Below are 12,525 nucleotides of genomic sequence, written 5' to 3' on the forward strand. Positions count from 1 at the left end.
CTGTCTGGTCCAGAGCACGCCCCCTAGTAGCCCGCGCCGGTCTCACTGGCTCTTGTTGTGCCATGGGGTCGAGGTGGCCATGAGTTCGGCCGGGGTCATGTCGAGGCCGTCGGCGAGTCCGAGGATGAGCAGCAGAGATGGATTGCGGCGGCCGTGTTCGATGCCGATGAGCATCCGGGCGGAGATGCCGGCGGCATCGGCGAGCGTCTCGATGGACATGCCGCTCCGCTCGCGCGCGTCACGTACTGCGAAACCGAAGGCCTGCAAGCGTGGATCGGGAGCGGAGTCGGGCACCCAGCGATGCCACCAGCACCACTAACCGAACGACCATGAACGATAGTTCAGGATCTGCAGGTCAGGGTGTCTTTATCTAGACGTAACGGCGTGATCCGCTCATCCTGGCCGCAGCTGTGCCTTGCGGTGGCTCGTGTAGTGCGCCCGGCGGCTCTTGCGGCGGAGTTCGCGCGCCAGTTGCTGCGCCGGGTCCTACTGCCGTCACGCGGGGCCGAGGGGCCTGTGGGTGCTGCCCTCCGCCGTTGACACCTAGACGAAGACGGGTTCGTGCGGCAGCCGTGTCCGAGTGGGTCAGGCGCGGACACGGCGCCCGCTGTGCGCAGTTGCCCTCGCTACCTCGAAGCCAGTCTTGCCCTGTTGCGTGAACTGGCGGTCGCCGCTGCGGTTGGGGAGGCGGCCGCTCGATCAGGGGGTCGACGGGATCGCTGGCCAGAGGGTGTCCGGCATGCTGCGAACCACGCAGCACAGACGAACCGTGCTGCGTGGGCTAGGGAGATGGCGCGTGGTTGTGGGTGCCGCTGTTGCCTGGCGCACCGCGGGCCAGGAGGTCGGCGGGGGAGAGGCGCAGGCCATCGGCGATGGCCAGAAGCGTCGGCAGGGTGGGGTCGTGGCCACCCTGTTCGATGCTGATCAGCAGGCCGGTGGAGATGCCGGCGGCGGTGGCGAGGGCGTCGATGGACATGCCGGTGTGCTCTCGGGCGTCGCGGACGGCGGTGCCGAAAGCCTGCAACCGCGGATCAGGAGTAGCGGTGGGCATGTCTCTATATCACCAGTGCCGGATGGGTACACGCCAGGAATGATGGTTCGGGATTCGTGGGGTTCACCGGCGCGGTGGCGTGGGAGGGGCGGGGTGCTCCGTCCAGGGCGCGGTCAGGTCGGCGACCACGGTTGCCAGCGTCGCGGCGACCAGGCACCAAGCCTGTTCCAGGCCGTGGGGCGGGTGGGAGGCGTACCAGGCGGCGCGCTGGTAGCGCTCCAGTAGTCCGCCGGGCGCCAGAATCGCCGCCGCCAGCGCGGCCTGGCTGACTGCGTGGCTGGCGGGGCCGTGAGCGGCGGCCGGATGTGCGGCGCTGGTGGCTGCGGGGTCCGGGGGGTGCAGGCGGGCGCGGAGGAACGCGATTTGGGCGCGGGCTTCGCGCAGGGTTGGCGTGGGCCGGGTCTGCGGTTCGATGCGGGCGGGCAGCGGTCGTTGGCGGCGGGGTGGCTGCTGCGTGGCGCGGGTTGGCTCGGTCATTGCCAGCCGTCCCGCGGGTGCTCGGTGCGGGGGGTGAGCAGCATCCAGCAGACGAGGCGGATGTGGTCGGCTGCGGTGTCGGGGAGCAGGCCGTGGGCTTGGGCGACGGCGGTGCGGGCCTGGTCCAGCAGCGCGGCCACCAGCTCGATGTGGTCGCCCTGCAGCGGCGGGGTGGGCGCCGGGCGAGGACCGGTGGCGCGGCCGGCGGCGAGGTAGGTGGTGAGGTCGATGCGGGCGTGGCGCAGGCACCGGTCGGAGTCCAGGGTGATGTGGCCAGCGCGGCGCGGGCCCGCAAACACCTGGGCGAATGCGGCGCGGTGCCCGCGGCCGTCAGGGCCGTCGGGCGTGGCGGGCAGGCGGAAGCAGAAAATGACGCTGGCGTCGGGGTCGGTGCCGGGGCGGATGGTTCCCGCGCCGGGTGGCAGGTCGTTGAGGGCGGTGGTGACGTGCGGGATACGGCGGGCGTTGCCCAGCCATGCGGTGGCCCAGCCGTGGTCGCGGGCAGGAGCGGCCTGCGGGGCGTGAACGGTGGGCGTGACCCCGATGGGGTCGCCTGGTGGCGGTGGGGTGGGGCTCGGGTGCGGGACCTGCCAGAGGTCGAGCAGGTCGGTGTAGGTGCGCACAGGTGAGTCGGGGAACAGGGCGGTGGGCACGCCGACGGTGTCGGCGGCGACCTGGGTCTTGGTGGTGAGCGCGTCCATGATCTGCAGGACGGTGTCGGTGGCCGGGCCGGGCAGCATGGTCCAGCAGGTCACGCGGTCGTGGGTGCTGCCGACCCGATCCAGGCGTCCTACGCGTTGCCCGAGTCGTTGCGGGTTCCAGGTCAGGTCGTAGTTGACGCACAGCGCGGCCTGTTGCAGGTTGACGCCTTCGGAGAACTTGTCGGTGCAGATCAGTACGTCGTAGCGGTCGGCTGCGGGTGGCAGGGTGGCCTCGGTGACCGCGGTGCTGGCCGTTTGGGGGGCGAAGCCGGCCAGGATCGCGCCGACATCTGGAGGTTCGTGGCGGCTGCCCAGGTTGGCCACCCGGCCGCGCAACGGTGCCAGGTCCGGGTCGGTGGCGATGCGCTCGTGCAGCCAGTGGCCCAGCTCATGGGTGGTTTCGCGAGCGCTGGCGAAGATGACGATCTTGGGGCCGCGGTCGTCGGCCAGCGCGTGCCGCAGCAGCCGCAGCAGCGCGGGCTTTTTGGGGTCGGCGGGGACCGCAGCGCGTGCCCGGGCGGCCAGCTCACGCAGGATGGCCAGGTCATGTTGGAGGTCGGCGCGCAGCGCCGCGGTGTGGTAGTCGCTGGCCGGTTCGGTGGCGGTGCCGGTGTCGGCCAGGTCGGTCAGCAGGGCTTCGCCGTCGTCGGTGTTGTCCCACAGGGCCGCCAGGCGGCTGGTGGCCCGTGGCCGGGTGATGCGGACCAGTCCGTGGTCCAGGTCGGTCAACGCCTGTGCGGCGGTGGCGGCCATGCGGTCGGCGGTGGTGGCTAGCGCGGCGGGGGAGGACTCCATCCGTTTGACCAGCAGGGTGCGCAGCAGCCCGGTGATCGGCGGCCGCGGGCCGGGGTCGTGCAGGCGGTAGCAGGCGCGCCGGTAGGCGGCCAGGGTGAGTTCGGCGGGCCGGCCACCGTGCGCGGCGCGGACCGCGGCCAGCGCCGCCGCCAGCTCCGCCAGCGGCCCGCCGTCGGGGTCCTCCGGCGGGCCGCTGGGCGGCTGGCCGGGCGGGGTGGGGCCGGGCAGCCGGTCGGCGTAGCCGACCGCGTCCAGCACCGCGGCGAACAGCTCGCGCAGCGGCGTCGGCAGCGGCAGGTCCACCCGGATCTGTTCGACCCGCGGGAACCGCACGCGCGCGGCGGGGTAGGCGCGGCGGATGAAGGGCCGGTCGCGGCGCAGCATCCGGGCGTGGGCCATCTGGTAGTACCAGGCCTTGTCGCCGGTGGCGGCCATCAGCGGGTCCGCCAGCACACTGGCCAGCCGCCGTCCCGCCTCGGAGCGCGCGGTCAGGCGGGCCTGCTGCAGCATCGCCGCCGGCTGCCAGTGCGGTTCCAGGGTCCGGTCGGCCAGCACCAGCAGTTCGAACAGGTCCTCGGCGGTGTTGTTGACCGGGGTGGCGCTCATCACCAGCACTTGAGGTGGGGCGGGCTGCTGCGGCTGGGCGGCCAGCAGCGAGCGCAGCGCCTGGATCCGTGCGGTCAGCGGGTTGCGGACCGCGTGCGCCTCGTCCAGGATCAGCAGCCCGCACCGCTGCCAGGTGTGCCCGTCGGCCAGCACGCTGCGGTGCAGCTGGGTGAGCTGGTGGTAGGACAGCACCCGCACCCCGGTCAGGCCCCATTCGGCCAGGCGGCGCTGCCACATCGCGCGCAGGCTGGCGGGGGCGACGACCGTGACCGGGCCGCGGCCCTCGGCGACCGCCAGCCGGGCGACCTCGCCGGCGATGTAGGTCTTGCCGAGCCCGACCTCGTCGGCGATCAGCGCGCCGCCGTAGCGGCGCAGGATCGCGCGCACCCGGGCGACGCCGTCGCGCTGGTAATCGGCCAGGTCCATGCACGGGCTGGCGGCGGCGTTGACCTCGTCGTCGTAGGCCTCGGCCAGCATCCGCAGGTACACCAGCTCACCGGGATGGGCCTGAAACAGCTCGGTGATCGCGGCGGCCAGGTCGTAGGGGCGGGCCTGCCGCCACCAGGCCGCCGCCGCGGCCAGGGCGGCGCGGGCCTGGCCGCGGCCCAGCACGGCGTTGAACTCCTGGTTGCGGGCCAGCCCGCCGACGGTGAGGTTGGAGGAGCCGGTCACCGCGTGCACCCGCTCGCCGCGCTCGACCACCACCGTCTTGGCGTGCAGGAAACCCCGCTGGTACCGGCGCACCTGCAGGCGGTCGTCGGCCAGCAGCGCTCTCAGCTGCAGTAGCCGCCGCAGCTGCGCGCCGGTCAGCGCCATTCCGGCCAGGTCGGCGCGCAGCACCCGGTCGGCCTGGGCACACAGCCGCGCCATCGTCTGCGGCGCGACCTCGGCCTCGGCCGGTGCCCCGCCGGGTACCACCGGGGAGGGCGCGGGATCGTCAGGGCACGCGTCGGCGGCGCTGGCCGGGGCGACGGGCAGTTGGGCGTGCCGCCAGATCCGGGCGCCCTCGGGCGGCGCCACCCCCAGCAGCAGCCGCACCTGGTGGCCGCGCTCCAGCAGCACACTCAGCGGCTCGATCAGCTGCAACAGTCCCTGCACGGTGACAAACCCGGTGACCAGGTGGATGCGGGCTGGCCGGCGGCCTGCGGTGGCCAGCAGCCAACGGGCCAGCTCGGCGCCGACGGTGGCGCCGGCCGCGTTGACGAAAACACCGGCAGGCGACGCATCGGTCGCGGACGGGCCCGGCTGCGCGGGCCCGGGCTTGGAGGCGGGCGTGGGCAGGACGGCACTCATGGAACGCTCCATTCAACGCTGGTGGCTGGACCGTCACCGCCCGGTTAACGCCGGCGACGGCCAGAAGACGGCCAGAGACGGCCGGGAAGGTAGAGAAGGTTGGACGGTGGCCGCGCGGCTGGCGGCCGCCGATCACGCGGCCGGAGCGCTACCGCAGGCGCCCGCGCCGGGAACCTGCAGCGGCCCGATCCGCGCCAGAAACCCGTTGATCATGTGGAGCAGCTCTTGCTCTCGGGCCTTGACCAGCTGCGCCGGGGCGATCCCGCCGCCGTCGGCGGCCGGCACCGGCAGGCACTGGGAGGCCAGCGCCGAGTCCCCGCACCGCATCTGCTCGTAGGCGGGACGGCCCCACCCCCCGGCGTCGGCCAGCGCCTGCGCGGTCGCGGGCGTGGCCAGCACGAAGTTGCCCAGCGAGGACTCCAGCGGGCCCCGCCACAGCGGCACCAGCGCCATTCCCGCCTCGGGGAAGACCGCATCCTGCTCGAACAGATCCCGCACACCAAGCCCCGACTCGCTCGCCGCGGCCAGCGCGTACAGGCTGGTGACGGCACCGAACCCGCCGCGCCGGCCGTGCAACTGCTCGGGCTGCAGCGGCGGCGGCGGGCCGGCCGGCAACATCAGCTGCGCCAGCACTGCCCGCGCTTGGCGGTAATCGCCGGCGCGCAGCATCGCCGACACGTCCGCGCTGGCCCGGTACGGGGCGCCGTTGTAGCGGCCGGTGGCCAGCGCGTGCACCAGCCAGCGCCGCGGGAAATCGTCGTCGGTGGCCTCGGGGAAGTGCGCGGCCAGATGGAACAGCACCCCCAGCGCCGCCGGCATCGCCAGCAGCGAGGCATCGCACAGTCCGCGGCGCTGCAGGTAGCCGATCATGGCGGTGCAGCCGGTCACCGCGGTGCGCGCGGCTTGGGCCACCGTCTCGGCGCCGGCCTTGAGCGCCGCGCGCCGCCGCGCGCTCGGCGGCAGCAGCCGCTGCACCAGCTCGTTGATCACCGGGAAGGTGACCGCGGCCGCATACCCCTCCTTGTGGGCGTGCCGCCACAGCGGATCCAGCACCTCGCGCCGCACGCCGGGGCTGGCCAGGTCCAGGTACAGCGTTTCGATCTCCGAGGCGTGCGCGACCTTGGTGGAGGAGCCCTGGTTGAGCACCCGGTAGGACTCGGCCGCATCGTGGGCCTGGTCACGCAGCCACATCACCGGGATCTCGGTGTCCAGCAGCCGCTTGCGCAGATCGGTCAGCTCGGCGGTCAGCTGGCTGGCCTCGTGGCTGCGCATCCCGGCGCCGGCGTCGGCGACCAGATGCGGGATGTCGCTGGGCGCCGCCTGCAGCAGATCGCCCAGCCGGATCTGCGGATGCTGGCGGGCCCGCATCGGCTGGATGTACAGCCGCCGCGTCGACTCCAGCACCACCCCGACCTGAAGGTCCGGGCCGCCCAACTCGGCCCACACATCGGGCGGGTAGCACGCCGGCCGGATCCCGGCACCGCCGGCCAGCGCGGTACTGCGCTGCTGGCCGTCGACGATGAACACCCTGGCGCGGCTGAAGGCGCGGTAGCGCCCGGCCCGGGGCTCCTGCTGCGGCGGCGGCATCCACCACACGAACCCGTTGATCGGCCGCTGCGGGTCGCGCGCCAGCGACCCCCACAGCTCGGCCCCCCAGTGCACGTTGCGCTGAAACGGGCGACCGAACTGCACCACGTCCAATTCGCCGTCGGCCAGCAGCCGCAGCAGATTCTCCAGCCGGATGAAACGCTGATCGAACACCGGCCACCCCCCGTGTGACAGCCCGCTGTTAAGCGAGCACCCGCATGATCACCTCGCCCACTACCCACTCCCACCCGAGTCCAATACATTTCCGCAGGTCACAGCTTCTAAATGGGGTCACTTGCCCGGCTTTCCGCCCGCCGCAGAGCCGCAGCGATCACCCGCTGCGGCTGCCGGTACACCCGCGCCACCGACCGCACGAACACCGCGCGCGCCACCGCCCGCGGCAACCGTCCCGACCGCTCAGCGCGCAGCAACGACCACTGCGAGAGCCCCAGCCGCTCGGCCGCCTCATCGGCGGTGAGCCCGGCCCAGTGCCGCAGGTCCGCCAGCTCAGCCTCCTCGACGCCCACCGCCGCCAGCGCCGACGGCGCCACCCCCAACGCCCGGCACAACTGGGCGAACCGCGCAGGGTCACAGCGCCGCCGGCCCGCCTCATACTCCAGCAACTGCCGGGCCGGTATCCGGCCCGCGGTCAGCGCCGCCAGTTGGTCCAAGGTCAGGCCGCGTTCCAGCCGCAACCAGCGCAGCCGGCCGCCCTCCAGCCGCACTCTGCCGTGGGCCATCACCGGCCGCCCCGTCGACGCACACTCCATCACTACCGGCGGGCCAGCGATCGGGTGCCGGGCGACCATGCACGATCGTTCAGGATGGGCTCTGGCCCCCTGAGGGACAAATCGGCATGGCGGCGACCAGCGAAGTGTCCATCACCCAGGACCGACGCGGCGCTACCGGCGCCCTTCCCGAGAAGAGGCCGGTGTTTGCGAGCGGACTGGGCTGGGCCTTCGCTCACGCATGGCAACGCGACCAGGCGGGCCGTTGGCCGTCAGCGTGGCGGTGACCGCGAGAAGCAGGAACGTGGGTTCAGTGCTTCGGGCGACGCTGACGGCTGCGTCGGCGCGGGAAACTCGATGAGTTTCGGCGACGGTTCCGTCCGGCGCTCTCGCCCTCTGATGCTGGCAGAGGGTGGCTGGCCAGGCCCGCGTGCCACCGTGGCAGCCGGCACGGCCCCGGCTGGACCCAACCCTCTCGACTGTGCGCGACCTCGGCTGCCGCGTCCGTTCACCGCGTTCGGCTCCGTGCATGCCCGGCGCCGACGACCGCGGCATCGAGGCAGGGCAGCACGGCTCTCTGCCTCGAAGTCGCGCGTGTCGCCCGATCTCATCGGCACGGTACGGACTGCGGAAGAGGGCGTTGTCGGACTTCGTCGAAAAACGTTGCTGCAAGAGGTGAATCAAGACCATCGGGCGCATCCGCCTACCGATGACCTCGCCCGATTCGACGCGGCCGCAGGCCCGCGACGCGGCGGCCCGAGCCGGAGAGGGCCGGGGAGGCTCCTGGTCACGGCAAGACGAGAGCGAGCCTCAAAACAGGACGCGAGGCAAGACTCGTGCCGGTGGCACCGGCTGATTCCCCCGCCTGGCGCGTGTGGGCCACGAGGCGGCGGAGCGCAAGGACGCGGGCCGCGCTTGATCGACATCGCTCCGAAGGCGCCGCCAGATGCCTCATGCCGGCCATCGCTGCGGCTTGGGCGGTTCTCGGGCGGCCGGGCGGGGCGACTTGAGGGCGCCTGAGCGGACAGCCCCCGCACTGGCGCATCGTGGAGGTCCTCGCCGGTGCGGCTGTCGCCGTGTGGCCGCCGGCGGCCGGGCCGCGGCAGAACCCATGATTCGGACCATGCGCTGAGCCAAGCCTTCACTGGCTCACCGAGTGCAACAAACTGCCACAGAAACCCCGCAGGAATCCACCTAAACGTCCATGTTCTTGGCGATTATTCAAGGCAAGCCGAAATGACATAATTTGTCACCTATTATGGCAATTCTGATGACCGATGAGCGTCTTTGAGAATCTAGTTACCCTTGCCGAGGGATGCTTTTTTGTGCAGGTAGCATTTCGGGTCTGGACAAGTCGAAGGAGTGGCGGCCGTGGCCGTTCTTGATCCGCGCAGATTCTTCAGTCCCGCCCAGCGGCAGGTGCTATTCGAACTCGCCCAGGGGCGCTGTCAGGGGTGCAGTGCGGAGTTGCTGGAAGGCTGGCACGCTGACCACCGCATCCCCTGGGTGGACGGCGGGCCGACCAGCATCGAGAACGGCCAGGCGCTGTGTGATGCCTGCAATCATGAAAAGGGGCGCCAGATGCAGTTCCGTGATGACTTCGTCCCCCGGCCCTTCCAGGCCGAGGTGGCCAACCAGGTCCTGGAGCGGCTGCGCGCCGGCCTGGACCGCACGACCGTGCTCGCCACGCCCGGATCGGGCAAGACACTGGCCTACCAGTCGCTGGCCACCCGGCTTTACCGGGAAGGCCTGATCACCTATGTGGCCGTGTTCGTGCCTCGCATCGCGCTGGCCGAGCAGTGCGAGACGGGCTGGATGTACACCGGGGCAGCCGGCGAGACCCGCGGGCTGTGCCTGCTGTTCGATGCGGCCAAACGGATCGGGATGATCCGCCATCGCACCAACGAGGCGCCGCTGACCTTCCCCAGCCAGCACGGGAGCGGGTTCGTGGCCACCTACAGCGCCCTGGTCACCAACGAGTCGCTGTACCTGAACTGGGCGAAGATCAACGAAGGCAGGTTCCTGCTGGTCGCCGACGAGGCGCAGTTCTGCGGTGAGGGCAACGACACCGACAACGGCGGGACGCGCGCGGGCGAGCTCATCAAGCGGATGCATGATCACGCCCGGCATACGCTATTGCTGACCGGGACGCCCTACCGAGCCGACAACGCTCGGTTGATCCTGGCCGACTACGAGCCCGACCCCGCCAACCCCAAGCGGCTCAAGCTGGTTCACCATGCCGAGGCCAGCTACGCCGACGGAATCGCCGAGGGCTACCTGCGCAAATTCGAGCTCACCCGCACCGACGCTCGGATCTCGCGGCGCACACTGGGCGAGGACGACGGCCGCGGCGAGAGCCTGCTGGAGTACAACCTCTCCGATGACGGAAGCGACCTGGTGCCGGTGCTGCGTGACCCGCAGACCTGGAAACCGCTGGTCGACCGGGTGGTGGCCGCGGTCAAGGACAAGTAGACCTTCCACCGCCAGTACCGCGGCCTGATCTCCTGCATCGGCCAAAACGACGCCCGGAAGGTCGCCGAATACCTGCACAGCAACTATCCGGGCCTGCGGGTCGGGCTGGCGGTCTCCTCCGACGCCGACGCGCCCCAAGCCCTGGCCGACTTCAAGTACCAGGAGCAGGACATCCTGGTCACGGTGCGGATGGCCTTCATCGGCTACGACTGCCCGCAGATCAGCGTCGTGGGCATCCTGACCCACTACCGGGACGGGGGGCACCTGATGCAGTTGGTGGGCCGGGGCCTGCGGGTCTGGAAGGAGATGCCCGGCCGCGAGCAGTCCTGCGTGATCGTCGCCCCCGACGACCCCAAGATGGAGGGCTTCCTGGAACTGCTGCGCGATGAGAGTGCCCTGGGCCTGCGGCTGATCGAGGAGCGCGAGCGCGACGCCCCCGAGCCCGGCGCCGGCGTCCAGGAGCCGCTGTCCTATGTCGAGTCGGCGATCGCCCAAGGCACCCGCGCCTCCAGCAACGAGCTGGACATGGAGGAAGACGAGGTGCTGCTGGTGGAGCACATCAAACGGGCGGTGGACTCGGCCGAGACCGTGACCAAGCTCAAGCAGGCGATCGAACTGGCGGGGGTCATGCTCCAGGTGCCCGCGCCACGCCCCGAGCCAGGCCCGCCGCCGGTCTTCGAGGCCCCCAAGACCGAACGGCAGCAGATCGACGAGATCAAGGTCAAGGTCGTCGACACCGTCAAGAGCCAGCTGTACAAAAGGGGCATCACCCCCGAGGTCCCCGGCTACCAGGAGGCCATGACCAAAGCGATGGCCGCGGTCAAGCGTGCTTCGTGTAGCGCCGATGAGGCCAACACGATAGAGAAGGCTAATCGGAGATTGAAGGCGGCGTTGGGCCTGTCGAACTCCATCTGAAGCGAACCGGCACCTGGAGCCCCATGGAAACGCGCGTCGACTCCAACAGCTACCTGACCGAGGAGCAGAAGCAGGTCTATCAGCTTCGCTCCAGCCTGGAGCGCAACGGCGGCACCCCCGTGGGGTTCTTGGAACTGCTGGCGGCCGTGGTCGACCAGGACACATGGCGGAAGATCCCCTCGGGCGTCAACCGGGAGGATCCCTTCGATGACTTCGCCGACTTCATCGAGGCCAAGCCGCCCTTCGGGCTGAACTCCACGGTGGAGCACGTCCGCGTACTGCTGCGACTGCACCACCCCCACGAAGGCGTGCCGCACATCGCCGAGCAGATGCAGCACATGCGGGCTCGGCTCGCTCAACTACTGGGCCCCGATCCCTGCCAAAACCCGATCGACCGGGACGCCCGCGCTTTCGGCGCCTTCACCGAGTCGGGCGGCTGGGTGTTCGCCTTGATGGTCGCGCGCAGTGCCCGCAAGGGGGGTGGGGGACCACGACCCGGAAAACCCGTTAGCAAGGCTCACGACCAAAATCGGAGGCCCCCCGACAACACAGACGGCAAGGTGTCGTTCACGACCTTCGCCCAGCGGGCGGGCTGCGACGTCGGCCGCGTTTCCCGTTATCACAAGGCGTGGGAGCGCGCCGCCCACGACGGGGTCGTTCCGCATGCCGACACTCTGGTTCCGGGGCAGCAGATCGCCCTGCCCGGGCCGGACCGTTGGTCGGCCTACTTCACCGTCTACGAGCCCAGCAGTGACACTCGCCAGCAACTGGCCGCCCAGGCCGAGGCGATCGGCACCAGTTACAGCAAGGCCGTGCAGATCACAGCGAACCGGCCGGCGCTGCGCGCCGCCATCCTCGGTGATCGGCAGACCGCCGAGGCCGCGCGCGACGCCCTGCTGGAGCGTCCCCAGGAGCGAGCGGCGATGGTGGCCCGGGTGCTGCAGGAAGACCCCGCGGTGCGCAAACAGGCCGCCGCGCACACCCGCCGGGCCGAGCGGCTGGACTACCTGCAGCGCGTGGTCGCCCAGGGCAGGGCCAAGACCCCGGCCGGACACGAAGTCGACCTGGACCCGGCCGTCCGGCAGCAGGCAGCCCAATATCTGACCGCATGCCAAGACCCACAGTCCGACCCTCACACCCTCGACCACGCTTGTGAGTTCGTCAGTGACAGCGTCCGCGCAGCGGTCCAGGCCGACCCGGACACCTTCCTGCGCGAGCAGCGCACCAAGCTGGGCAAGGCCCTGAGCGGCACCGTCCGCAGCATCGAGGCCATCGACCCAGACGACCTGATCGCCTGCGCCGACAGTTCGCTGATCACCAGCGTCGCCGAACTGCAGAAGAAGGTCAACGCGTTGGCCACGCTCATCGCGCGTCTCGCCGACGACGCCAACACCGGCCCGCGGGGCTGAGTCGGCAGTCCAGGGCGGCAACTGGTGTTCCCGGCGGAGCCTGTCGATCCTCCCACCAGGACCGAGGCGGCCAGCGCTCGCCGAAGCGACTGCGGCCGAGCCGGGTCCGCTCGTGCCCTGGTCAGCGGCTGCCGCCGGATCGGCTCCACAGCCGGTGTTCATCCGGCTCGGCCGTCCTCGCCGCGTGCATGGAGCGGTTGCGCTTGCGTTGTCGGCCAGGCCGACCCGGCCACACCTGCTAGACTGCACGCACACCGCCCGGCCCCTTCGAGGGCCGGGTTTTTGCTGTTCAGACCTACCACCCGAGGCGAAACCTGGGTCACCGGTCAGGCCGCACCGCGCCGGATTAGCCTTGCTCGCAGGCCCCCAGTCCGGGTGCCTTGCGTCCCCTCAACGCCCCACGCGTCAACGGCTCCGCCAGGGGGCGCATCTTGATCGTGGACACCGAGGGCCCCGGGGGGAAGCCCGGCCGGCCGGACACCTCGGAGGGG

Annotated in this window: 9 protein-coding genes; 3 read left to right on the forward strand and 6 right to left on the reverse strand. The window is 71.2% G+C overall.

What is annotated here, in order from left to right; genetic code table 11:
• Positions 1-42: 42 nt before the first annotated feature.
• The 6 genes from ACA361_RS38235 to ACA361_RS38260 all read right to left on the reverse strand — a co-directional run bounded on the left by ACA361_RS38235 (position 43) and on the right by ACA361_RS38260 (position 7,319).
• The gene (locus ACA361_RS38235) at positions 43-294 is read right to left on the reverse strand and encodes a helix-turn-helix domain-containing protein (RefSeq protein ID WP_375020014.1); all 252 of its coding nucleotides are present in this window, start codon (positions 292-294) and stop codon (positions 43-45) included.
• 487 nt (positions 295-781) lie between these two features.
• Entirely contained in the window at positions 782-1,024 is a 243-nt protein-coding gene (locus ACA361_RS38240) for a helix-turn-helix domain-containing protein (protein ID WP_375020015.1), read from the reverse strand.
• Positions 1,025-1,114: 90 nt separating this feature from the next.
• Positions 1,115-1,528 carry a hypothetical protein gene (locus tag ACA361_RS38245; RefSeq protein WP_375020016.1) on the reverse strand — a complete coding sequence of 138 codons (414 nt, stop codon included), beginning with the start codon at positions 1,526-1,528 and terminating at the stop codon, positions 1,115-1,117.
• Positions 1,525-4,923 carry a helicase-related protein gene (locus tag ACA361_RS38250; protein WP_375020017.1) on the reverse strand — a complete coding sequence of 1,133 codons (3,399 nt, stop codon included), beginning with the start codon at positions 4,921-4,923 and terminating at the stop codon, positions 1,525-1,527. The genes ACA361_RS38245 and ACA361_RS38250 overlap by 4 nt, the downstream gene beginning before the upstream one ends.
• Positions 4,924-5,055: 132 nt before the next feature.
• Positions 5,056-6,684, reverse strand: coding sequence for a hypothetical protein (locus ACA361_RS38255; RefSeq protein ID WP_375020018.1), 1,629 nt, complete (start codon positions 6,682-6,684; stop codon positions 5,056-5,058).
• Between the two features lie 107 nt (positions 6,685-6,791).
• Positions 6,792-7,319, reverse strand: coding sequence for a helix-turn-helix domain-containing protein (locus ACA361_RS38260; RefSeq protein ID WP_375020019.1), 528 nt, complete (start codon positions 7,317-7,319; stop codon positions 6,792-6,794).
• 1,290 nt (positions 7,320-8,609) lie between these two features.
• Between ACA361_RS38260 and ACA361_RS38265 the strand changes: the two genes are divergently transcribed.
• The 3 genes from ACA361_RS38265 to ACA361_RS38275 all read left to right on the forward strand — a co-directional run bounded on the left by ACA361_RS38265 (position 8,610) and on the right by ACA361_RS38275 (position 12,034).
• Positions 8,610-9,710 (forward strand): HNH endonuclease, encoded by a 1,101-nt coding sequence (locus tag ACA361_RS38265; protein ID WP_375020020.1) that lies wholly within the window; start codon positions 8,610-8,612, stop codon positions 9,708-9,710.
• Positions 9,711-9,893: 183 nt separating this feature from the next.
• Positions 9,894-10,625, forward strand: coding sequence for a hypothetical protein (locus ACA361_RS38270; protein WP_375020021.1), 732 nt, complete (start codon positions 9,894-9,896; stop codon positions 10,623-10,625).
• A 23-nt stretch (positions 10,626-10,648) separates the two neighbouring features.
• Positions 10,649-12,034 carry a hypothetical protein gene (locus ACA361_RS38275; RefSeq protein WP_375020022.1) on the forward strand — a complete coding sequence of 462 codons (1,386 nt, stop codon included), beginning with the start codon at positions 10,649-10,651 and terminating at the stop codon, positions 12,032-12,034.
• The last annotated feature ends 491 nt before the right edge of the window (positions 12,035-12,525 follow it).

This window comes from Actinomadura sp. 21ATH, from assembly GCF_041951345.1.
Taxonomy (GTDB): domain Bacteria; phylum Actinomycetota; class Actinomycetes; order Streptosporangiales; family Streptosporangiaceae; genus Spirillospora.